Origin of the sequence: Halalkalicoccus sp. NIPERK01 (assembly GCF_030287405.1) — an archaeon.
GTDB lineage: Archaea > Halobacteriota > Halobacteria > Halobacteriales > Halalkalicoccaceae > Halalkalicoccus.
In genome coordinates this window covers 532,397-551,815 of sequence record NZ_JASVVV010000001.1, presented here as the reverse complement: position 1 = coordinate 551,815, position 19,419 = coordinate 532,397, and the positions used below count along the sequence as shown (strand labels likewise).

General features: G+C 66.5%; 27 protein-coding genes. 17 read left to right on the top strand and 10 right to left on the bottom strand.

The window, feature by feature from the left end:
- Positions 1-24 precede the first annotated feature (24 nt).
- A complete protein-coding gene (locus tag QRT08_RS02860; RefSeq protein WP_286044293.1) occupies positions 25-174 on the top strand; it encodes a DUF7557 family protein in 150 nt (49 codons plus the stop codon).
- Here QRT08_RS02860 and QRT08_RS02855 read toward each other — a convergent pair.
- Positions 153-623 (bottom strand): DUF5799 family protein, encoded by a 471-nt coding sequence (locus QRT08_RS02855; RefSeq protein ID WP_286044291.1) that lies wholly within the window; start codon positions 621-623, stop codon positions 153-155. The two genes, QRT08_RS02860 and QRT08_RS02855, sit on opposite strands and share 22 nt — an antisense overlap.
- Before the next feature lie 105 nt (positions 624-728).
- Here QRT08_RS02855 and QRT08_RS02850 point away from each other — a divergent pair, with 105 nt between their 5' ends.
- Positions 729-1,169, top strand: a complete 441-nt coding sequence (locus QRT08_RS02850) for an ester cyclase (protein ID WP_286044290.1) — start codon at positions 729-731, stop codon at positions 1,167-1,169.
- A gap of 35 nt (positions 1,170-1,204) precedes the next feature.
- On the opposite strand, the gene QRT08_RS02845 is transcribed toward QRT08_RS02850, so the two are convergent.
- From QRT08_RS02845 to QRT08_RS02835, 3 genes are all read right to left on the bottom strand, one after another.
- The gene (locus QRT08_RS02845) at positions 1,205-1,600 is read right to left on the bottom strand and encodes an OsmC family protein (RefSeq protein ID WP_286044288.1); all 396 of its coding nucleotides are present in this window, start codon (positions 1,598-1,600) and stop codon (positions 1,205-1,207) included.
- Positions 1,601-1,687: 87 nt separating this feature from the next.
- On the bottom strand, positions 1,688-2,086 hold the full coding sequence (locus QRT08_RS02840) for an OsmC family protein (RefSeq protein ID WP_286044285.1): 399 nt from the start codon (positions 2,084-2,086) through the stop codon (positions 1,688-1,690).
- A gap of 68 nt (positions 2,087-2,154) precedes the next feature.
- Positions 2,155-2,883, bottom strand: a complete 729-nt coding sequence (locus QRT08_RS02835; RefSeq protein ID WP_286044284.1) for a metal-dependent hydrolase — start codon at positions 2,881-2,883, stop codon at positions 2,155-2,157.
- 110 nt (positions 2,884-2,993) lie between these two features.
- Here QRT08_RS02835 and QRT08_RS02830 point away from each other — a divergent pair, with 110 nt between their 5' ends.
- The 6 genes from QRT08_RS02830 (at position 2,994) to tpiA (ending at position 7,291) form a co-directional block, all read left to right on the top strand.
- Positions 2,994-3,722 (top strand): fumarylacetoacetate hydrolase family protein, encoded by a 729-nt coding sequence (locus tag QRT08_RS02830; protein WP_286044282.1) that lies wholly within the window; start codon positions 2,994-2,996, stop codon positions 3,720-3,722.
- Between the two features lie 88 nt (positions 3,723-3,810).
- Positions 3,811-4,890, top strand: coding sequence for a histidinol-phosphate transaminase (gene hisC, locus QRT08_RS02825; protein WP_286044281.1), 1,080 nt, complete (start codon positions 3,811-3,813; stop codon positions 4,888-4,890).
- Positions 4,887-5,429 carry an adenylate kinase family protein gene (locus QRT08_RS02820; RefSeq protein WP_286044279.1) on the top strand — a complete coding sequence of 181 codons (543 nt, stop codon included), beginning with the start codon at positions 4,887-4,889 and terminating at the stop codon, positions 5,427-5,429. The genes hisC and QRT08_RS02820 overlap by 4 nt, the downstream gene beginning before the upstream one ends.
- On the top strand, positions 5,426-6,034 hold the full coding sequence (locus QRT08_RS02815; protein WP_286044278.1) for a CDP-alcohol phosphatidyltransferase family protein: 609 nt from the start codon (positions 5,426-5,428) through the stop codon (positions 6,032-6,034). The genes QRT08_RS02820 and QRT08_RS02815 overlap by 4 nt, the downstream gene beginning before the upstream one ends.
- A gap of 42 nt (positions 6,035-6,076) precedes the next feature.
- Entirely contained in the window at positions 6,077-6,607 is a 531-nt protein-coding gene (locus tag QRT08_RS02810) for a multiprotein bridging factor aMBF1 (protein ID WP_286044276.1), read from the top strand.
- A gap of 39 nt (positions 6,608-6,646) precedes the next feature.
- Positions 6,647-7,291 (top strand): triose-phosphate isomerase, encoded by a 645-nt coding sequence (gene tpiA / locus QRT08_RS02805; protein WP_286044274.1) that lies wholly within the window; start codon positions 6,647-6,649, stop codon positions 7,289-7,291.
- Positions 7,292-7,301: 10 nt separating this feature from the next.
- Here the strand turns inward: tpiA and QRT08_RS02800 are convergent, their stop codons facing one another.
- The 4 genes from QRT08_RS02800 to QRT08_RS02785 all read right to left on the bottom strand — a co-directional run bounded on the left by QRT08_RS02800 (position 7,302) and on the right by QRT08_RS02785 (position 10,308).
- Positions 7,302-7,535 (bottom strand): Rdx family protein, encoded by a 234-nt coding sequence (locus tag QRT08_RS02800; protein WP_286044272.1) that lies wholly within the window; start codon positions 7,533-7,535, stop codon positions 7,302-7,304.
- A 114-nt stretch (positions 7,536-7,649) separates the two neighbouring features.
- A complete protein-coding gene (gene dinB, locus QRT08_RS02795; RefSeq protein WP_286044271.1) occupies positions 7,650-8,903 on the bottom strand; it encodes a DNA polymerase IV in 1,254 nt (417 codons plus the stop codon).
- Between the two features lie 212 nt (positions 8,904-9,115).
- Positions 9,116-9,397 carry a hypothetical protein gene (locus QRT08_RS02790; protein ID WP_286044269.1) on the bottom strand — a complete coding sequence of 94 codons (282 nt, stop codon included), beginning with the start codon at positions 9,395-9,397 and terminating at the stop codon, positions 9,116-9,118.
- Between the two features lie 41 nt (positions 9,398-9,438).
- Positions 9,439-10,308, bottom strand: a complete 870-nt coding sequence (locus QRT08_RS02785) for a DUF7504 family protein (RefSeq protein ID WP_286044267.1) — start codon at positions 10,306-10,308, stop codon at positions 9,439-9,441.
- Positions 10,309-10,443: 135 nt separating this feature from the next.
- Here QRT08_RS02785 and QRT08_RS02780 point away from each other — a divergent pair, with 135 nt between their 5' ends.
- The 4 genes from QRT08_RS02780 to QRT08_RS02765 all read left to right on the top strand — a co-directional run bounded on the left by QRT08_RS02780 (position 10,444) and on the right by QRT08_RS02765 (position 14,231).
- Positions 10,444-11,094, top strand: coding sequence for a helix-turn-helix domain-containing protein (locus QRT08_RS02780; RefSeq protein ID WP_286044265.1), 651 nt, complete (start codon positions 10,444-10,446; stop codon positions 11,092-11,094).
- Between the two features lie 63 nt (positions 11,095-11,157).
- Positions 11,158-12,315, top strand: a complete 1,158-nt coding sequence (locus QRT08_RS02775; protein ID WP_286044263.1) for a mechanosensitive ion channel family protein — start codon at positions 11,158-11,160, stop codon at positions 12,313-12,315.
- 39 nt (positions 12,316-12,354) lie between these two features.
- Complete coding sequence (locus QRT08_RS02770; RefSeq protein WP_286044262.1) at positions 12,355-13,683, top strand: NRAMP family divalent metal transporter; 1,329 nt, start codon at positions 12,355-12,357, stop codon at positions 13,681-13,683.
- The gene (locus tag QRT08_RS02765) at positions 13,680-14,231 is read left to right on the top strand and encodes a DEAD/DEAH box helicase family protein (protein ID WP_286044260.1); all 552 of its coding nucleotides are present in this window, start codon (positions 13,680-13,682) and stop codon (positions 14,229-14,231) included. The genes QRT08_RS02770 and QRT08_RS02765 overlap by 4 nt, the downstream gene beginning before the upstream one ends.
- Before the next feature lie 267 nt (positions 14,232-14,498).
- Here QRT08_RS02765 and QRT08_RS02760 read toward each other — a convergent pair whose 3' ends face one another.
- Positions 14,499-15,809 carry an FAD-dependent oxidoreductase gene (locus QRT08_RS02760; protein ID WP_286044258.1) on the bottom strand — a complete coding sequence of 437 codons (1,311 nt, stop codon included), beginning with the start codon at positions 15,807-15,809 and terminating at the stop codon, positions 14,499-14,501.
- A 114-nt stretch (positions 15,810-15,923) separates the two neighbouring features.
- On the opposite strand from QRT08_RS02760, the gene QRT08_RS02755 reads away from it, so the two are divergent.
- The 5 genes from QRT08_RS02755 (at position 15,924) to QRT08_RS02735 (ending at position 18,780) form a co-directional block, all read left to right on the top strand.
- Positions 15,924-16,208, top strand: a complete 285-nt coding sequence (locus QRT08_RS02755) for a DUF357 domain-containing protein (RefSeq protein WP_286044256.1) — start codon at positions 15,924-15,926, stop codon at positions 16,206-16,208.
- 207 nt (positions 16,209-16,415) lie between these two features.
- A complete protein-coding gene (locus QRT08_RS02750; RefSeq protein ID WP_286044254.1) occupies positions 16,416-16,691 on the top strand; it encodes a winged helix-turn-helix domain-containing protein in 276 nt (91 codons plus the stop codon).
- 158 nt (positions 16,692-16,849) lie between these two features.
- Positions 16,850-17,149, top strand: a complete 300-nt coding sequence (locus tag QRT08_RS02745) for a DUF8036 family membrane protein (protein WP_483299932.1) — start codon at positions 16,850-16,852, stop codon at positions 17,147-17,149.
- Positions 17,150-17,403: 254 nt separating this feature from the next.
- Complete coding sequence (locus QRT08_RS02740) at positions 17,404-18,411, top strand: transcription initiation factor IIB (RefSeq protein ID WP_286044252.1); 1,008 nt, start codon at positions 17,404-17,406, stop codon at positions 18,409-18,411.
- 135 nt (positions 18,412-18,546) lie between these two features.
- Positions 18,547-18,780 carry a UPF0058 family protein gene (locus QRT08_RS02735; protein ID WP_286044250.1) on the top strand — a complete coding sequence of 78 codons (234 nt, stop codon included), beginning with the start codon at positions 18,547-18,549 and terminating at the stop codon, positions 18,778-18,780.
- A 138-nt stretch (positions 18,781-18,918) separates the two neighbouring features.
- Here the strand turns inward: QRT08_RS02735 and QRT08_RS02730 are convergent, their stop codons facing one another.
- Complete coding sequence (locus QRT08_RS02730) at positions 18,919-19,356, bottom strand: DUF555 domain-containing protein (RefSeq protein ID WP_286044248.1); 438 nt, start codon at positions 19,354-19,356, stop codon at positions 18,919-18,921.
- Positions 19,357-19,419 lie beyond the last annotated feature (63 nt).

Genomic DNA, 19,419 nt, shown 5'->3' with positions numbered 1-19,419 from the left:
ACGGCGGGCGGCGAAGGGGGGCACATGACGGAAGTCGACCTCAGCGAGGAGACGATCGAGCGTCTGAACGCCCTCCGCGAGGAGGACGAGTCCTACGACGAACTCGTCAACGAACTCATCAACATCTACGAGGCCGGCGAGATGAGCCTCCATCACGCGGGCGACGAGTTCTGATCGGCCACGGCCCGACAGGTCGACTCCCACTTTCCCTGTTCTTCGAGGCGTCCCTGTAGCCGGTCGGCGTACTCCGAGACGAGCGCCTCCGCCGCCCGTCGCTCCTCGTCGTCGCCTCCGGCGCTCCCGCCGAGGCCGAGCGCGCCCCTGATCGAATCGAACAGCCCACCCGAGGAGTCGACGGAACCACCACCGCCCATCCCGCTCGCCGCCCCCACCTGCGCGTCGATTTTCTCCAATTCCGGCATGATCTGGGGGAGTTTCTCCGTATCGGCGATCAACTCCGCGCGCTCGGGGTCCTCGGGGTCGCGGATCTCGAACTCCGCGGCGGTCATGATCAGCCCCCACTGCTGGCTCGAAAACCGGGATTGGTTGACCCGCTCGGTGAACTCGCGGTCGACCGCCATCCGGTCGCCGACGATTCGGTCCATCCACGGCTGTTCGCTCATGACGGACGCTTCGGAGAGCGGGAGTATCAGGGTTTCCCACCCGCGGGCCACGACAGCGTTATCGTCTCATAAGTGCTAGGTAAAGTCACCCAAGGAGTGGTCACAATGACACAGCAACTCAACGTGGAAGAACAGAACAAAGGACTCGTTCGGCGCTTCATTCGGGAGGTCGTCAACGGGGGTGACTACGACGTGGTCGACGAACTCTTCGCCGCGGAGTACGTGCGACACGACCCCAGTCTCCCCGAGGAGAAACGCGGCCCCGAGGGGTTCAAGGAGACCGTCGAGATGTGGCGGACGGCCTTTCCGGACGTCGAGATGACGATCGACGCGATGGTCGCGGAGGGCGATCTGGTCGCGTTCCGCGCGACCGAGACCGGCACCCACGAGGGCGAGTTCATGGGGATCGAACCCACCGGCAAGCGCGTCGAACTGACCGGGAACGTCATGCATCGCCTCGCGGACGGAAAAGTGGCCGAGACGTGGGCGACCTTCGACATGCTCGGGCTGCTTGAGCAGCTCGGCGCGATCGAGACGCCCCGCTGATCGAACGCCGTTTTTCGAAAAAAGACCGGGGAGCGTTAGGCCGCGTCGCCCTCGATGGTGGTGTCGGCGTGGAGCGACTCCTTCAGCGCGTCGTGGACCTTACAGAGTTCGTTCGCCCGGTCGACGACCTGCTGGCCGGTCTCGTCGTCGACGTCGGCCTCGACCGCGATGTCGAACTCGATGGACGTGAGCTTCCCGTCGTCGTTCACCTCGCCGGTGACCGTGTTCTCGATCCTCCCGAGGTCGTCGACGCCGCGCTGCTGGCCGCCGACGCGCAGCGCCGGGACGTAACACGCGGCGTAGTCCGCGAGCAGCGTCTCGACCGTGTCGGGCGTCTCCTCGCCCTCGGCGTCGATCGTGAGTTCGAAGTCACGGACCGAGTTGGTCGACTGGAACCCCTCCTCGCTGGTGCTGACTACCTCTTTTGTCATTGCGTTCCGGTAGACGCCCGGCTGTAGTGTAAGTGTTTTTCTCGGAAAATCGACCCCGATGTCGTGGGCTGACCCCGGTCGACCGATTCAGAACGCGTCGGTTTCGACGTTGATGTCGGCTTCGAGTTCCTCGCGCAGCGCCGCGTGGACGTGACAGATCCCCTCCGCGCGCTCGGTGATCTCCTCGGCCTCGTCGTCCGAGAGGTCCTCCTCGACGTAGATGTCGAAGCGGATCGCGCTGATGTCGTCCCCGTCGTCGAGGTCGGCCTCGGCGTCGATCTGGAGCTTTCCGAGGTCGTCGTGGTCGCGCTGCTGGCCGCCGACGCGGAACGCGGGCAGGAAACACGACGCGTAATCGGCGACGAGCACGTCGTTGGGGTTCGGTCCCTCCTCGTCGGTCGCGTCGATGGTGAGCGAGAAGTCGCCGACCTGGCTGTTGGTCACGAAGCCCTGTTCGCTGACGCTGGTGGTCTCGATGTCCGTCATGGCACTCGGCCTTCTCGCGGGCGCTCCTAAAGAATGGCGAAAGCGGTGGCCCTCGCGTCCTGCGAGCCTCACGCGCCCAGGTCGAACGTCTCGTCGCCCTCGAGGACGTGGACCTCGGCGTCGCTTCCGGTCGCCTCGACCTCACGGACGAAGTCGTCGGTGTCGATCTCGATCGGCGGGAAGGTGTCGTAGTGCATCGGGAAGGCGTAGTCCACGTCAAGCCAGTCGACGGCGACCGCGGCCTGCCACGGCCCCATCGTGAAGTGATCGCCCGCGGGGAGCGCGGCGGCGTCGGGTTCGAGATACGGGCCGATGACCTCGCGCATCTCGGTCATCAGGCCGGTGTCGCCGGCGTGATAGAAGCTCAGGCTCTCCTCGTCTGCGACCTGCGTGGGCTTCGTATCGCTGATCACGTAGCCCGCGGGCATCCCCGCCGAGTACTCGTAGTCGGTGTCGATGCCGTTGGTGTGGTCCGCGCGGTGCATCGTCACGTAGGCGTCGCCGCACTCGACGGTGCCCCCGAGGTTCATCCCCATGCCGCCGACGGCGTCCTCGAAGCCGAACTCGTCTTTGGCGTAGGCGACGAGTTCGGGGTTCGCCACGAGCGTCGCCTCCGAGAACTCGCCGGCGTGGCCGATGTGGTCGGCGTGGCCGTGCGTGAGCAGGACGTAGTCGGGCGTCTCGATATCAGTGGGTTCCAGATCGGTCTTCGGGTTGTCGAAGAACGGGTCGATCAGGAGGTCGGTATCCCCTACAGAAACGTGCCACGTCGAGTGGCCGTGCCAGGTGAGTTCCATACGGGTCGATCATCGGTCGACTCGCCCATAAAAGGTGCCGCATGCTCCGCGGTCCGAGACGAACCTGCCGCCGAACGAAACCTTTTGGTCCCGCGTTCAGAGGTCGACCCATGCACCGCGTTCGATTCCGCGATCCCGCAGGGTCCGTCCGACGGGGCGAGTGGAGCGAGGGGGAGATCAGCTTCGCCGGCGAGACGTACGATTCGAAGGAGGTCGACGTCCTCCCGCCGTGTGAGCCCACGAAGATCGTCTGCATCGGCCGGAACTACGCCGCCCACGCCGAGGAGCGCGACGAGGACGTCCCCGATCGCCCCCTCCTGTTTCTCAAGCCGCCGAACGCGCTCGCGGGCCACGGCGACACCGTGACCCTGCCCGAGGATCGGTATATCGAACACGAGGCAGAACTCGCGGCCGTCATCGGCGAGCAGTGTCGAAACGTGAGCGAAGCCGACGCCGAGGACGTCGTCGCGGGCTACACCTGCTTCGACGACCTCTCGAATCGGGACGATCAGGACAGAGAGCAGAACTGGGTCCGCGGAAAGGCCTTCGACAACGCCGCACCGATGGGGCCCGTGCTCGCGACGCCCGACGAGGTCCCGGACGACGCGCGGATCCAGTTGCGAGTCGACGGCGAGATTCGACAGGACTCGACCCTCGATCACCTCATCTTCTCGATCCCCGAACTGATCGCCGAGATCACCCGCTACATGACCTTAGAGCCCGGCGACGTGATCGCGACGGGCACCCCCGAGGGCGTCGGCCCGCTTTCGGACGGCGAGCGGGTGGAAGTCGAGATCGAGGGGATCGGGACGCTCGAACACGACGTGCGCCAGCCGTAGCGTTCCGAACGCCCGCTCCGTCGTCCTCGCTTCGACGGGACGGACGCGTGTAACCACGCTTAATATCGCCGCCCGATTTTGGGCGACCATGCACCCACGGGATCTCTCCTCGCACACCGCCTACGAGGCCGGGCGGGGGGTAGAGGAGGTCGCCCGCGAGTTGGGGCTCGATCCCGACTCGCTCGTGAAACTCGCCTCCAACGAGAACCCCTTAGGGCCGTCCCCGGCGGCCGTCGAGGCCATCCGCGCACACGCCGATCGGGTCCACACCTACCCGAAGGCCTCCCACGCGGACCTCACCGCCGAACTCGCCGAGCGGTGGGACCTCTCCGCGAACCAGGTCTGGCTCGCGGCGGGCGGGGACGGCGCGCTCGATTACCTTTCGAGAGCCACCCTCGAACCGGGCGACGGCGTTCTGGTTCCGGAACCGGGCTTCGCCTACTACGGGATGAGCGCCCGGTACCACCACGGCGAGGTGACCACCTATCCGGTCTCGAAGGCCGAGGAGTTCGAGCAGCGTGCGGAAAAGATCCTCGCCGACTACGACGGCGAGCGGATCGTCTACCTCACCAGCCCGCACAACCCCACCGGCTCGGAGGTCCCACTCTCGGAGGTCGAGGAACTGGCCGAGCGAACCGACGACGGGACGCTGATCGTGGTCGACGAGGCCTACGGGGAGTTCTCCGACCGCCCCAGCGCCGTCTCGCTGGTCGAGACGCGCGACGACGTCGCGGTCCTCAGGACGTTCTCGAAGGCCTACGGGCTGGCGGGCCTCCGACTGGGCTACGCGCTGGTACCCGGGTCGTGGGCCGACGCCTACGCGCGGGTGAACACCCCCTTCGCCGCCAGCGAGATCGCCTGCCGGGCCGGCCTCGCGGCGCTCGACGACGCCGAGCACGTCGAGCGCTCGATCGAGGTCGCACACGCCGCACGCGAGCGGATGTACGAACGTCTCGACGCCCGCACGTGGGAGAGCGCGGGCAACTTCGTCCTCGTGGAGGTTGGCGACGCGAGCGGGGTCGCAGACGAACTCCAAGAGCGGGGAGTCATCGTCCGGGACTGTACGAGCTTCGGGCTCCCCGAGTGTATCCGGATCACCTGCGGGACCGAGGAGGAGACCCGCCGGGCGATCACCGAGTGCAACGAGGTCCTCCGGGAGGCGACATGAGGGTCGTCGTCACCGGCACCCCCGGAACGGGCAAGACGAGCGCGACCGAACGCCTCGCGGATCACGACGTCCTCCACCTGAACGAGGTCGTCGAACGCGAGGGCCTGTACACCGAGCGCGACGAGGCCCGCGACAGCCTCGTGGTCGACCTCGATGCCCTTCGGGAGTTCGTCGGGGATCGAGGAGGGATCGTCGAGTCACACCTCGCACACCACCTCCCCGCCGAGAAGGTGATCGTCCTCCGGTGTGACCCCGCCGAACTCGAGCGGCGACTCCGCGAGCGCGGGGAGAGCGAGGCGAAAGCGAAGGAGAACACGGGGTCAACGAAGTCGCCCCAAGCCCTCGCTCGCTACGCTCGCGAGAACCGAGAGAGCGAGGAACTCGACCTGATCCTCTCGGAGGCGGTCGCCGAACACGGGCTGGAGAACGTCTACGAGATCAACACGACCGGACGCACGCCCGCCGAGGTTGCCCACGAGATCGAGCGCGTCCTCGCGGGCGAGCGCGACCCGAACGCCGGGGAGGTGACGTTCTCGTGACCCTCGACAAGTACCGCCCGCTCGCGGATCGCGCGCTCGAACCGTTCGTGGAGGGCGCCGACAGGGTGGGGTTGACCCCCAACGGCGTGAGCGTCCTCGCGTTCGCGCTCGCGGGCGTCGCCGCCGGCGCCTTCTACGTCGCCGGCGCGAACCCGGGGTGGTATCTCGTCGGAGCGCTGCTCGTTCTGCTGAACGGGGCGCTCGACTTACTGGACGGGGCGCTCGCGCGCCGACAGAACGTCGCCTCGACCGCAGGCGACCTGCTCGACCACGTCCTCGATCGCTACGCGGACATCCTGATCATCGCCGGACTCGCGGCGGGGATCGGGGAGTACGCGCTGGGCTTCGTCGCCGTCACCGGCGTGTTGATGACCTCGTACCTCGGAACGCAGGCGCAGGCCGTGGGGCTGGATCGCGTCTACGGGGGGTTGCTCGGGCGGGCCGATCGACTCGTCCTCGTCGGGGTCGTCGCGGTGCTCACCGGGCTGGTCCCGGTGACGGTCGTCTGGTTCACGCTCGTGGGCTGGCTGCTCGTGCTGTTCGCCGTCGTCGGTCACCTCACCGCACTCCAGCGGTTTTACTACTCGATGGGTGCCCTTGGGTGAGTGTGTCGCACCATTTATACACCCCCGCCTGCAAGGGCGGGTATGGTTCAGTGTGAGATGTGTGGCACCGAGACGTCCACACCGAAGACGGTCAAGATCGAGGGCGCTGAACTCGATGTCTGTGACTCCTGTGCGGAGTTCGGGACGGAGGTCCGAACCCAGGAGTCCTCCGAAACCTCCACGAAGTACTCGACGTCCTCCTCGTCGGGTACGTCCGATTCGAGCGCCGGTGATTCCTCGGGCGGGTCGAGCGGCGGGAGCCGGCGTCGACGCGACATGTTCGACGAGATGGAGGAGGTCGCCGCGGATTACGACCAGCGGATCCGACAGGCCCGCGAATCGGCCGGACTGAGCCAGGAGGACCTCGCGGGCGAACTCAACGAGAAGGCGAGCCTGATCCGCAAACTCGAACGCGGCGACATGCTCCCGAGCGACTCGGTCCAGAAGAAACTCGAACGCAAACTCGAGATCTCGCTGTCTGAGGGCGGCGAAACGGAGGATACCGAGTGGGAAGGTAGCTCCTCGACCGGCAGCTACACGCTGGGCGACGTCGTCACCCGCAAGGACTCCTGATTCGGGAGACTCATTAGCCGCCCGGCCCTCGGACGAGACGTGTTCGTTCTGATAAACTGCAAGGCCTATCCGTGCGATCCGGTCGAGATCGGGGAGATCGCCTACGAGGTGGGCGAGGCGTCGGGCGCGCGGATCGCCGTCGCGCCCCAGACCGCCCGGCTGGAATCCGTCGCCGAGACGGGCGTCGAGACGTGGGCCCAGCACGTCGACGGCAACGAGCCCGGGAGTCACACCGGCAGCGCGCTCGCCGGGTCGCTCGCGGAGGCGGGCGCGACCGGTACGCTGTTGAACCACTCCGAGAAGCGCCTGAGACTCGCGGACATCGACGCCGGCCTCGATGCGGCGGAGCGCGCCGGCCTCGAGACGGTCGTCTGTGCGAACAACCCCGAACAGGTGAAGGCGGTCGCCGCGCTCGGCCCCGACGCCGTCGCGGTCGAACCGCCCGAACTCATCGGTACGGGTACCCCCGTCAGCCAGGCCGATCCCGACGTCGTCACCGACGCGGTCGCCGCCGCGGAGGCCGTCGACGAGAGCGTCGAGGTGCTCTGTGGGGCCGGAATCAGCACGGGCGAGGACCTGATCGCCGCCGAGGAACTCGGCGCGGAGGGCGTCCTGCTGGCGAGCGGCGTCGCGAAGGCCGACGACCCGCGTGCGGCGCTCGAAGCCCTCGTAGAACCGCTGTAGGGCGTTCGTTTTACGAGACGTAGGCACGAACGTCCCGCGTGATCCGATCGACGTCGAATTCGTCCTCGCTCTTCTCGAAGACGACCTCGCCGTCGACGCGGACCTCGAAGATGCCGTGGTCGCCGGTAACGAGGGCGAGTTCGTCGATCCCCTCGCCGAACTGCGAGAGCAGGGCGTGCTGAACGGCCTCGGCGCGCTCGAGGAAGCCACAGGGGACGCAGTACTCGATCTCGACTGTCGTCATGGCCGGTGGTAGGAACGCCCCGTTGATAAAGACTCATACGGTCGGTCGTAACTGGGTATCGGTGATCGCTGACCCGTACAGGCGATCACCGGTACGGGACTACGACCGACGGTATCACTCGAACTCCGAGAGCGAGGCCTGGCCCGATCGGTCGGCGGACCCGCCGGTCGACTTCACTCGAGCCTCGCTACCGTCGGAATCCACCTCTGCGTCGTCCCCGCCGGCCCAGCCGTCGAGGCTGGTTTGGGCTGCCGAGTCGAACTCGAGGTTCGAGACGCGTGCGCCGACCTTTCGGATTCGCTCGCCCGTGAACTCCTCTAAGAGATCCCGGACGACCCGCTCGACCAGCGCGGGATCGTCGACCGGGCCGGGAAGCGAGCGGGCGCGCGTGTGGACGTCGAACGGCGGGGTGACGACCTTGATCCCGATGGTTCGGTAGAGCGCGTCCCGTCGGGTGGCGCGCTCCGCGACCGCCGCCGCGAGCGTCAGTAGACGCTCTTCGATCTCCTCTCTGTCCGTCGTCGGTTCGACGAACGCCGATTCCCGCGAGAGGCTCTTGGGACGGCCCGTGGGCGTGACCTCGCGGTCGTCCTCGCCGCGGGCGCGATCGTAGAGGGCCGCCCCGCGCTCGCCGAACTCCGCTATCAGCGCTCGACGGTCCGCGGTGGCGAGGTCGTCCGCCGTCCCGATCCCGCGTTCGCGGAGGGTACGGGCGGTGACGGGACCCACCCCGTGGAGGTCCTCGATCGGGACGGGCGCGAGGAAGTCGCGGACCTCCTCGGGGCGGACCACGACCAGACCGTCGGGCTTCTCGGCGTCGCTCGCGATCTTCGCGGTGCTCATGTTCGGGGCGATCCCGATGCTCGCGACGACGCCGACCTCCTCGCGGATGCGCTCCTTGATCCCGCGGGCGAAGTCCCCGGCCTCGTCCCACATCGTTTTTTCGGTGACGTCGAGATACGCCTCGTCGATGCTCACCTCGCGGACGGTCTCGGCGTGCGCGTGCAGGATCTCCCGTACGTCTTCGCTTACGGACTCGTAGAACCCCATGTCGACGGGCCGGTAGAACCCCGCCTTCCGGACGTCGAGGTCGGGATCGGTCGCGGCATCCCGCTTCCGGGGGAGGCGTTCGAGCGCCTCGGAGATCGCCTGTGCGCTCTCGACGCCGAACGCGCGGGCCTCGTAGCTCGCGGTCGCGACCGCTCCGGCCGTTTCGCCGGGTTCATAGCCCATCCCGACCACGAGCGGCTCGCCGCGGAGTGCGGGCTCTCGAAGGCGCTCACAGGACGCGTAGAAACAATCCATGTCGGCGTGAGCGACGATTCGCTCTCCCGTCTCGGATTCGATGCCCGGCAGCCGCGCTCCCATTGACCGATGTGGGTCCCGCTCGCTGTTAAGCGTCGTGGCTCGACGTCTCCACCGTTCGGCACCACGTCCCCGGGCGTCGACGAACGTCCGTCGGTGGCCGAATCCCTCCCGTGGATAGAGTTCCCGGAACGTCATACTGTCGGCTGTACGTACCCACCGCCGGGAACGGTCGAATCGTCGGAGTCCCAACTAACGGGTTACAGCCGACAGTATCAGGCTGGCGGACGGCGGTAGCGCCAGCCACTCGCGGCGACGCTGATCAACACGAGCGCGAGGAAGGCGACGGCGAGCCACCGCCCCGTTTCCGTCGCGAGGAAGTCGGCGACCGCCCCGAGCAAGTCGAGACCGAACGCCCGTCCGAGCGCGAACAGCAACAGGACGGTGCCGAGGACGACAAGCCCCAGCCTGACGATCACGCGGGCGAAAAACGCGGTCGTGCTGCCTTCCGCGCGCGGTTCGTCGCGTGCGTCGCCGGCGGACTCCTGTTCGGACATACCCGATCGTGACAGGACGAACTGGTAATATTATGGGGACGTTAACCGGGGAGATCGTGGCCGGAAACCAGTTCGAGATACGGCGCGAGCGACTCGATCGTGGGTCGCCCCGACACGCGCGTCCCGTCGAGGGAGATCAGACCCGCGTTCTCCAGTTTCGGGAGGTGGGAGTGATACATCGAGGTCTCGAGTCGCCCGTCGTCGGCGTCGGGTTCGTACCGGGCCACCCAGTCTGCGAGCGCCGCGACCGTCGTCGGGCCGGGGTTCTCCCGCAGGTAGTGCAGGACGTATCGCCGACGCGGCGCACGGAGCACGTCGAAGGCCGTCTCGGGGGTGATCGACGGGGGCTCCTCGCCTTCCTGATAGACGACGTCGAACAGCGGTTCGAGCGTCCGGATCGTTCGTTCGTCGACGGCGAGCGGATCGAGCGAGAACCGACCGACAGCGTCGGCCTTGGCGAGTCGACGGGTCAGGACGTGCAGGAACCGGAACGCGGTCTGAGTTCCGACGCCATCGAGCAGGTCCTCGAGCGTGTGGAAACAGACGAGCGTTCGGCCCTCCGTCCAGTCGTCGAGATACAGGCTGATCGTGGTCCCCAACTCGGCCAGATCCGTCCGGGCCCGGATCGAGGTGGTGACGTCACGTCCCGCCCGCGAGACGGGAGCGACGTCACCACCCCCATCACCACCGTTCCCGACCGTGATCGTTCCGAACGCGGCGGGCGCGTCGTCGATACGGTCGTGCCACGCCGTTCGGAGGTCCCGATGGCTATAGCCGTAGGCGACGATCAGCACGTTCCACTCCCGGAGCGCGGCCTGCCGGTCGAACACCCGCTCGACGCCCTCGATCGGATTCGTCGTCGGCGCGAGAACCAACCCGTTTCGGGGCTCGGTAGTGGGTATCTGTCTCATTGCTGGAATCAACGCCGATTACATCTATTAATTGATGTGATGTGTAATAAACATACTGACACTAGGATAAATACTACTTGCAGGCGACTGCAGGCCATCGGCTTTTTCGTGGAGCCAGCGAGGGTGAGGGTGAGCATGGCGATCCGTGTGGGGGTTTCGTTGTCGGCGGAGGCGTTCGCGCTGTCCGAGACGTTTCGATCGCATCCCACCCTCGACTGTACGGTCGAACCCGTCGTTGGCCATCCCGAGGGATGGTCGGTGGGCCTCGTCTGGTTCGATACCGGGGACGAGACGATCGACGCGACGCTGAAAGCGGACCCGTCGGTCGAGCGGGCCGACCCGATCACCGACGACGACGGGAAACGCCTCTACCGGCTGTGGTGGGCCGAGTCGGCGCGTGAAGCCCTCTCGGTGCTCGCCGGCGAGTCGGGAACGATCCTCCGTGCGCACGCGAGCGACGGCAGGTGGCGCTTTCGGGTGTTGTTCCCCGAGCGCGAGACCGCCTCGCGAGCGCACGAACGCGCGGAGGACGCCGGGATCGAACTGGATATCACGCACGTCGCCTCGGTAGAGGCGAACCGTACACGGCGCTACGGTCTCACTGAGGACCAGCGGACGACCCTGCTGGCCGCGATCGAGCGCGGCTACTACGACATCCCGCGGACGGTGACGATGGGCGAGTTCGCGTCCGAACTCGACATCTCCCATCAGGCGCTCTCCGAACGCCTCCGCAGGGCACACCGGACGCTCGTCGAGAGCACCCTCCTCTCCGACGACCTCGACTGATGGCAGGTGCCGGGCGAATACTAAAACACATCAGTACCGCGATCCTATGTGACGCTACGATAGATGTGGGCCGACCTCGCCGCCGCAGGGAGCGTGTCGTCGCTTCGACCCGATCCGGTCGTCGACATCCAGCAGGCGTACTTTTCGGATATCGGAGTGCAGCTGCTCGCGACGGCGGCCCTCGTCGCGCTGGTCGTCCTCTCGCTCGACTTCGGTCGGAGAGTGGAGACGTTCGTCGGCCGTCGCTACGACCGCCACGTCGGGGAAGCCAGCCGGATCGTCTGGCTGCTGTTCGTCGTCGCCACCGGGATCTACGCGCTCAGCGTCGTCTGGCACGTCACCTACTTCATCCGGCTCGTCCTCGAGACGCTGGCGATCGACCGCTGGACCGCGATCAAGCAACTCGTGACGGTCTCGCTCGTGCTCGTGGCGTATCTGCTGATCCGCTTTCTCAACCGGTCGATCGACGAACTCCAGCGGACGTCCTCGCTGACCAAACACCAGAGCGAGGTCGCCTACCACGTCGCGGACATCGGGATCGCCCTCGGGGCGATGACGCTGGTTCTCACGCTCTGGGGGGTCGACCTGACCAACATCTTCATCGGGGCCGGCGCGATCACCGCGATCGTCGGACTGGCGGCCCGCGAGACGCTCGCGGCGGTGCTCGCGGGGTTCATCCTGCTGTTCTCGCGGCCGTTTCGCGTCGGCGACTGGATCGAGGTCAAGGACCACTCGGGGATCGTCAAGGACGTGACGATCTTCAACACGAAGATCCAGACCTTCAGCGACGAACACGTCCTGGTGCCCAACGACATCATCACCGAGAGCGACCTCACGAACCTCTCGCGAAACGATCAGCTCCGCGTCGAGATCGAGGTCGGGATCGACTACGGGACGGAGATCGAACACGCACGGGCCGTGATCGTCGACGCGGTGAGCGACCTGGACTCGATCAAGTCCTCCCCCGATCCGCAGGTGGTCGCCAAACGGTTCGCCGACTCCTCGATACTGCTCGAACTCCGGGTCTGGATCGGCGATCCGACGATGCGCCGCAAGTGGAACGCCCAGACCGAGGCGATGGAGGCGATCAAGGAGGCGTTCGACCGCGAGGGGATCACGATCCCGTATCCACAGCGGGTCCAGTCGGCTCGGGGCGACGGGTTCGACGTCGATGTGCCGTCTACCGACGAGACGCCGCCCCCGACGGTCGGAAGCGAGTGATACCACGCGGTTATATACTCGAGGGGGAAAGCGGGTACAATGATCGAGACGGTGCGCGAATACGGGGGTCGGCTCGGACCGACCTGGCTCGCGGGCGCGATCGCGGCGGGCCCGGCGACGATGGCGAGCCTGTTGACCGCGGGTGCGGGCTACGGGTATGCGCTACTGTGGGTCGTGATCCTCTCGGCCCTCTTGGGAGCGCTCGGCCAGTATCTGGCCGCTCGCCTCGGACTGTTCACCGAACGGGGGATCGTCTCGACGGTCGAGGTGCATCTCGGAGAGGGGTGGGCGTGGGTGCTCGTGCTCGACGTCGTGCTCGCGGCCGGTCTCGCCCAGTTGGTGATCATGAAGACGGTCGCGGACGTGAGTGCGACCCTCACCGGCGTCGACGCCCGCGTCTGGGGCGTCCTCTGGGCGCTCGTGCTCGCTGTCGGGCTGGCCGGCGGGGGCTACCGGATCGCCGAGATCGGCGCGAAAGCGCTGGTCTCGCTCGTGGTGGTGCTGTTCGTCGCGACGGCGATCGTGGTCCCGATCGACCCCGGGGCCGCCGCAAGCGGGCTGGTTCCGCGGATCCCCGCGGGCCTCGACGGCGCGCTCGTCGCCGCGGGCGTTCTGGGCGGCGCGGTCCACGTCACCCTGCTCGTGATGCAGAGCTACACCATGCGCGCCCGCGGCTGGACCTGCGAGGACGGCGCGCTCGCACGGTTCGACGTCGGCTCGTCGATGGTGCTCGCCTTCGGCGGGTACAGCCTCGCCATCTTCCTCGTCGCCGCGAGCGTCCTTCACACCCCCGCGGTCGACGCCGCCGCGATCACCGCGATCGGGGCGGGGCAGGCGCTCGAACCCGCCGTCGGCACGGCCGCGACGTGGCTGTTCTTGCTGGGGCTTCTGGGCGCTGCGGTCTCCACCCTCGGGGGCAACACCGTCGTCCCACCGTACGCGCTCGCCGACAAGCTGGGCTGGGGCCAGTCCGTCACGGACCCGCGATACCGCGCGCTGGTCGTCTGTGTCGCGCTGGCCTCCTCGCTCGGGGCCTTTTTGGAGGGATCCTTCTTCCCGCTTCTGGTGCTCGTCCTCGCGTTCGGGCTGGTCGGCACGCCCTTCGCGATCATCGTGATACTCCTCTTGCTCAACGACCCCGGCGTGGTCGAAACGCCCCTCTCGCTGCCCGCGAACCTCGCTGGTCTCGTCTTGCTGGGCGTTGCGCTCGTCACCGCCGGCACGTTCGTCCGTGAGCAGGCCGCCGCGATCACCGATCCGCTCTCGGCGTTCGTCGTCGTCTTCGCCGCCGGGATCGGCCTCGCGAGCGCACTCCTGCTCGTCCGATTCGCCCGCACCGCACGGCGACCCGCGCCCGCCGAGGTATGACCCTTCCGACGAGCGGGCGCGTCCTGCTCACCGGCCCCTCGAACGTCGGCAAGACCCGCCTCACCGCGGGGGCGCTCGCCGCGTGGGTCGAGGAGCACGGCGCCGAAAACGTGGCGGTCCTCGAGTTCGCCCCCGAGGTCGAGCGCGACGGCGTGTTGCTGGGTGGACGGCTCGACCGTTTCACCGACCTCCCCGACCGGGCGTGGGTCGGCGTTCTCGACGCGTATGCGCCGCGAGCGGCGGGCGACACCGAAACGGAGGCGCTGGATCTCGCCCGCGAGAACGCCCGCAACGGGATGAAACTCGTCGAGTCGATGCCGCCCTCCCGCGCCGTGTTCGTCAACGACGCGACGATCCCGTTCCAGCACGAGACCGGCGACGTGGAGGCGTTGCTCGCCGCCTGCGAGGATAGCGAGTTCGTCGTGATGAACGCGTTTTCGGGGGATGAGTTGGGGATCGACGACCCGATTTCACGGAGGGAGCGAGCGGCGAGGAGACGGTTGGCGGAGTGGGCAGACACCCACGAGCGCCTCGAAAAGCGAGAGTGAGCGCGGTGGCCTTGCTTCGCGGCCGCCGGCCGCGAAGCGAACGGGGAAGGGCAGGCGTCCCGAGAGCGCCGTCCGACCGGACGGCGCGACTCGGCGGTACCTGGCGGTCCTCAGAAATCGGAGATTTCTGGGATCTCGCGGGAACAGAGTTTCCGCGGACCTCGCGATGGCTCCGCCATCGCTCAGCCCGAAAAGACCGCGTAGCGATCTTTTCCTGGGAAATGAAAAGGGCGAACGAGGGACGCCAGTCCCGAGTGAGGGCTTTCGTTAGTCGGATTCCGCGACCGCGGGTTCGGCGGCGGCACTCGCGCTCCGCTGCTCGTCTTCGAGGAACTCGTCGGCGTCGATGGCGGCCTTACAGCCCATCCCGGCCGCCGTGACCGCCTGCTGGTAGTGGTAATCGACCACGTCGCCCGCGCCGAAGATCCCCGGGACGGCGGTCTTCGTCTGGCCGCCGCCCTTCCCGCCGCGGGTCTTGAGGTATCCCTCGGCGGCCATCTCCACACCCGTACCGTCGAGATACTCGGTGTTGGGCGTGTGGCCGATGGCGATGAAGAACGCCCCCGCGTCCAGATCGTACTCCTCCGTTTCGGGGTCGTCGAGTTTCGCCGTCGGGTGGCCCTCGGGGTGGGTCACGAGCGAGACCGTCTCGACGCCGGCCTCGGGCGTGCCGTGGATCTCCGTGACCTCGGTGTTTCGGAGGATCTCGACGTTGCCCTCCTCGACCTGCTCCTCGATCCGGTCGATCCAGTAGTCCTCGGCGCGGAACTCCTCGCGCCGATGGATCAGATAGACCTTCTCGGCGAACTTCGTGAGGAAGTTGGCCTCCTCCATTGCGGCGTCGCCACCGCCGACGACGACCATCTCCTCGCCGCGGAAGAACGCGCCGTCGCAGGTCGCACACGTCGAGACGCCGTAGCCCATCATCTCGTCCTCGCCCGGGATCCCGAGGGTGCGCGCGCTCGCGCCGCTGGCAGCGATCAGCGCGTCGGTCGTGTAGACGTCGCCGTCCTTCATTCGCACCTCGTAGGGCCGTGCCGAGTCGTCGACCGCCTCGATCACGCCGTTGATCACGTCGGCACCGAACTGCGTCGCCTGCTCTTTCATGTTGTTGATCAGTTCCGGACCCGAGATGCCCTCCGGGAAGCCGGGGTAGTTGGCGACGTCCGTCGTGAGGGTGAGCTGGCCGCCGGGTTCGGTGCCCTCGATGACGAGGGGTTCGTTGTTCGAGCGGGCGGCGTAGATCGCCGCCGTGAGCCCGGCGATCCCGCTGCCGGCGACGATCAGCCGGCGGTGCTCCTCGCTCTCGCTTTCGATGCCGAGTCTCTCGTCGAGTTCGCCCGTCTCGTCGAGCGCGCTGGTCTCGTCCCACCCTCCAAGGAGTTCGTCGTCGACGAACACCTCGGGAGCCGTCTTTCGACCCTCGGCGCGTTCGACCATCTCCTCGAACAGTTCCTCGTCCTCCGAGACGTTGTACAGTTCGTAGTCGATCCCCTTCGCGTCGAAGAGCTCTTTGGCCTTCTCGCAGTACGGACAGTCGTTCTTGGTGTAGATCTCCACCCGGGGATGGTCGCTCATACGGAAACGGTACGGCCGCGCGGTACTTATTCTGCGCCATTCCTACAGGTGTAGCCGCTACGCCGGTCGCCCCGTAGCCGAAGCTCTTAGGCACTGCTCGGACGAGCGATCGGTATGCCCGCCGACCTAGAGGAGAAGACCGACCGCTACGAGCGATTGCTCGCGGACGCGCTCGATACCGCCGAACCCGCAGGAGACGACGGAACGCCCCTCGCGGAGGCGGCCGAGGAGTGTCTCGAGATGGCACGGTCGTACCTCGAGGACGGCCGGCACTTCCGAGAGGAAGACGACCGCGTGAACGCGCTCGCATCCTTTTCGTACGGCCACGGCTGGCTCGACGCCGGGGCGCGGATCGGCGTTCTGTCGGTTCCGCAGGAGGGACATCTGTTTACGGTCTGACGGACCAGGACTCGGACCTCCGGCCGGGATTCAGGAGCCCGTTCACTCGAAGGCCCGCCGTCCGACCCGGGATCGCCGAGAACACGAATCGGGCGGCAGCGAGACGACCGCACCGATTCGCCTTCGACGGTTCCTTCCCCGATCCGTACTGTCACCGACCGAGAGGAACCGCTATTCTTACAGTGATAACCAGCGATAGAGGGAACGATGGAGGCCGTTCTCTGGTACGTGCTCACCGGGACTCGCGGCGGGCCGAACCGCGTTCGGCTTCTGCGGGCGATCGACGAACGGCCACGCAATGCAAACCAACTCGCCGAGGACCTCGATCTGGATTACACGACGGTCCGCCACCACCTCGACGTGTTGATGGACAACGGGATGGTCCGCAAGAGCGGCGGCGACTACGGTGCGGTGTACCTCACGACCGACCAGGTCGAGGACCACTGGGACACCGTCGAGACGATCATCGAACGGATGGAGTAACTATGGACGAATTTGGGAAAGCGTATATCAGAACGCGGCGGAAAGGGGGAGCGTAGATGGGGCCCTGGACAGAAGCCGTCACCGCGACCGCGGGCGTTCTCTCGCTTCAGCGCCTCCTGGGAGCCCCGATTTGGGGACCGCTTCAGACCGATCCCGGTATCTGGCCGACGATCGCCCGGATCTCGGTTGCCGCGAACGTCCTCCTGTTGCTCGTCCTCGGCGTCATCTGGGCGCGCAACTACTGGCAGTTCCGCTCGAAACACACCCTCGGGCTGTTGGTCTTCTCGCTTCTCCTGCTCGCCGAGAACGCGCTCGCGCTGTACTACTACCTCGTCGATCCGACGCTCGCCGGTTGGTTCGCGACCGCCGTCCCTGCCATCGCCTGGCGCGCGATGATGCTGCTTCACGTCCTCGAGACGCTCGCCCTGCTGTTTCTCGCGTGGATCACGTGGGACTAGCCGATCCCGTTTCTCGAACCGATTCGACTCCCATCGCCCCGAGCCACTACCGAACGTCCACCCCGATATCGAGCGCCCGTTCACCGACGACCGCTACGATCTCTCCCGTTCTTCACGAACGATCACCCGAAGTGCATGCGAAACATTTAAGTAGCTTTCGGTGTTACGTAGTGTTAGGAAGCAACGAGTCCTCCGGGATTTCTTCGAGGGATACTCCCGCCGGAGCGCACTCTCGCGGTCATACGATCATATCCATGAAAGAACGAACATTCACTGACGAGTCGGTCACGGAAACCGAACGAGAAGGGACCGAAGAGACGACCGAGAGCGAGTCGACGCTCACCTGCCCCGAGTGTGGCGGTCGCCTCGAGACGGACACCGAACACGGCGAGACGGTCTGTGCGGACTGCGGGCTCGTCGTCGAGGAGAACGAGATCGATCGCGGGCCGGAGTGGCGCGCGTTCGACTCCTCGGAGCGCGACGAGAAGAGCCGGGTCGGTGCGCCCACGACGACGATGATGCACGACAAGGGCCTTTCGACCAACATCGGCTGGCAGAACAAGGACGCCTACGGCAACACGCTCAGCAACCGTCAGCGCCAGAAGATGCAGCGCCTGCGCACCTGGAACGAGCGATTCCGCACCCGTAACTCCAAGGAGCGAAACCTCAAGCAGGCGCTCGGCGAGATCGACCGCATGGCCAGCGCGCTCGGCCTCCCGAAGAACGTCCGGGAGACCGCGAGCGTGATCTACCGCCGGGCGCTCGAAGAGGACCTCCTGCCGGGGCGTTCGATCGAGGGCGTCGCCACCGCGAGCCTCTACGCCGCCGCTCGCCAGGCGGGCACGCCCCGCAGCCTCGACGAGATCGTACAGGTCTCGCGGATTGACCGGATGGAGCTCACCCGCACGTATCGCTACGTGGTCCGCGAACTCGATCTGGAGGTCCAGCCCGCGGACCCCGAGAGCTACGTCCCGCGGTTCGCCTCGGACCTCGAACTCTCGGACGAGGCCGAACACCGCGCTCGCGAACTGCTCTCGAACGCGAAGCAGTCGGGCATCCACAGCGGGAAGTCGCCCGTCGGGCTGGCCGCCGCGGCGGTGTACGCCGCCGCGTTGCTCACCAACGAGAAGGTCACGCAGGCCGAAGTAAGCGAGGTCGCGAACATCAGCGAGGTCACGATTCGCAACCGTTACAAGGAACTACTTCAGGCGGATGACACGAACCCGGCGGCGGGTGCGGCGAGCGCGGAAGTCGCCGATTAACCCTCCTCGGGAGCTGTTAGGCGATAGATAAGTACCGTACGCTGTACCTACTTCACCGTACTGTCATTTCCTCTACGTGTGTCAATGGAACTCAGGATACTAATATAACCCTGCAACTGTAACCCCTGAGTGCTCATGAAAAAGCAGGAGCTCATCCACCTTCACGGCCTGCTGGCAGAGGTCTCGAACCACTACGAGCAAAACGCGGGCACGCCCGATTTCGAGGAGTACGAGTCGCTCGGCGTACGACCCACCTCGATCCACAAGTCGAAAACCGACCACAAGGCCGCCGTGTTCGCCCTCGCGACCGGTATCACGGGCGACATCAGCGCAGAGTCGCAGGAAACAGTCGCCGCTCAGGCCGACTGAACGCCCGAATTCTCCCCGACCACCGCCGACCGGAGAGCCACGCGGCTATCGTTCGGAACTCCCTGTTCGCGAGGTCGGCACCCGCCTGATCCGCGAAAATGAGGACGATGCTCGTCAAGTCGTCGTCGGGTCGGCTTACTATTCTAGGAGGTCGTCGAACTCCGGCAGCACGTCGTTGCCCCCGTCCTCCCGTTTCGAGTCGGTTCCGTCGTTCTCGTCACCGATTTCCTCGTCATCGTCGGACTTGATGACCTCGACTTCGAGGACGTCGAGCGGGATGTTCCGCAGGCGCTGGCCGATCTCCTTGCGGGCGATCCGCGAGGCGTGTTCCTCGCGTTCGACGTTGAACACCGTCATCTCGAGTTCGAGGGCCACGAGCGCCTCGTCGGCGACGATGAACGCGGGTTCGAGTTCCTCGCCGCTGGGCGAGGTGCGCGACCCCATCGAGATCTCGACGTAGTTCAGATCGGGATTGAGCATCTCGCCCGTCTTCGAGATGGCGATCCGCACGGCTTCGTCGGCCGTTGAGACGTCGTACACCGGAACGGCCGCCTCGACGACAACTCGACAGTCCATGGTCACTGTGAACATCACGAGCCAGCGGTATGAATGTTGCCCGCGAGTCGAAACCCACAAACG

Excerpts from the sequence above, each read along its gene's own strand:
- QRT08_RS02860 (WP_286044293.1), top strand. The coding sequence starts at position 25 with ATGACGGAAGTCGACCTCAGCGAGGAGACGATCGAGCGTCTGAACGCC.
- QRT08_RS02855 (WP_286044291.1), bottom strand. The coding sequence starts at position 623 with ATGAGCGAACAGCCGTGGATGGACCGAATCGTCGGCGACCGGATGGCG.
- QRT08_RS02850 (WP_286044290.1), top strand. The coding sequence starts at position 729 with ATGACACAGCAACTCAACGTGGAAGAACAGAACAAAGGACTCGTTCGG.
- QRT08_RS02845 (WP_286044288.1), bottom strand. The coding sequence starts at position 1,600 with ATGACAAAAGAGGTAGTCAGCACCAGCGAGGAGGGGTTCCAGTCGACC.
- QRT08_RS02840 (WP_286044285.1), bottom strand. The coding sequence starts at position 2,086 with ATGACGGACATCGAGACCACCAGCGTCAGCGAACAGGGCTTCGTGACC.
- QRT08_RS02835 (WP_286044284.1), bottom strand. The coding sequence starts at position 2,883 with ATGGAACTCACCTGGCACGGCCACTCGACGTGGCACGTTTCTGTAGGG.
- QRT08_RS02830 (WP_286044282.1), top strand. The coding sequence starts at position 2,994 with ATGCACCGCGTTCGATTCCGCGATCCCGCAGGGTCCGTCCGACGGGGC.
- hisC (WP_286044281.1), top strand. The coding sequence starts at position 3,811 with ATGCACCCACGGGATCTCTCCTCGCACACCGCCTACGAGGCCGGGCGG.
- QRT08_RS02820 (WP_286044279.1), top strand. The coding sequence starts at position 4,887 with ATGAGGGTCGTCGTCACCGGCACCCCCGGAACGGGCAAGACGAGCGCG.
- QRT08_RS02810 (WP_286044276.1), top strand. The coding sequence starts at position 6,077 with ATGGTTCAGTGTGAGATGTGTGGCACCGAGACGTCCACACCGAAGACG.
- QRT08_RS02800 (WP_286044272.1), bottom strand. The coding sequence starts at position 7,535 with ATGACGACAGTCGAGATCGAGTACTGCGTCCCCTGTGGCTTCCTCGAG.
- dinB (WP_286044271.1), bottom strand. The coding sequence starts at position 8,903 with ATGGGAGCGCGGCTGCCGGGCATCGAATCCGAGACGGGAGAGCGAATC.
- QRT08_RS02790 (WP_286044269.1), bottom strand. The coding sequence starts at position 9,397 with ATGTCCGAACAGGAGTCCGCCGGCGACGCACGCGACGAACCGCGCGCG.
- QRT08_RS02785 (WP_286044267.1), bottom strand. The coding sequence starts at position 10,308 with ATGAGACAGATACCCACTACCGAGCCCCGAAACGGGTTGGTTCTCGCG.
- QRT08_RS02780 (WP_286044265.1), top strand. The coding sequence starts at position 10,444 with ATGGCGATCCGTGTGGGGGTTTCGTTGTCGGCGGAGGCGTTCGCGCTG.
- QRT08_RS02775 (WP_286044263.1), top strand. The coding sequence starts at position 11,158 with ATGTGGGCCGACCTCGCCGCCGCAGGGAGCGTGTCGTCGCTTCGACCC.
- QRT08_RS02770 (WP_286044262.1), top strand. The coding sequence starts at position 12,355 with ATGATCGAGACGGTGCGCGAATACGGGGGTCGGCTCGGACCGACCTGG.
- QRT08_RS02765 (WP_286044260.1), top strand. The coding sequence starts at position 13,680 with ATGACCCTTCCGACGAGCGGGCGCGTCCTGCTCACCGGCCCCTCGAAC.
- QRT08_RS02760 (WP_286044258.1), bottom strand. The coding sequence starts at position 15,809 with ATGAGCGACCATCCCCGGGTGGAGATCTACACCAAGAACGACTGTCCG.
- QRT08_RS02755 (WP_286044256.1), top strand. The coding sequence starts at position 15,924 with ATGCCCGCCGACCTAGAGGAGAAGACCGACCGCTACGAGCGATTGCTC.
- QRT08_RS02750 (WP_286044254.1), top strand. The coding sequence starts at position 16,416 with ATGGAGGCCGTTCTCTGGTACGTGCTCACCGGGACTCGCGGCGGGCCG.
- QRT08_RS02740 (WP_286044252.1), top strand. The coding sequence starts at position 17,404 with ATGAAAGAACGAACATTCACTGACGAGTCGGTCACGGAAACCGAACGA.
- QRT08_RS02735 (WP_286044250.1), top strand. The coding sequence starts at position 18,547 with ATGAAAAAGCAGGAGCTCATCCACCTTCACGGCCTGCTGGCAGAGGTC.
- QRT08_RS02730 (WP_286044248.1), bottom strand. The coding sequence starts at position 19,356 with ATGGACTGTCGAGTTGTCGTCGAGGCGGCCGTTCCGGTGTACGACGTC.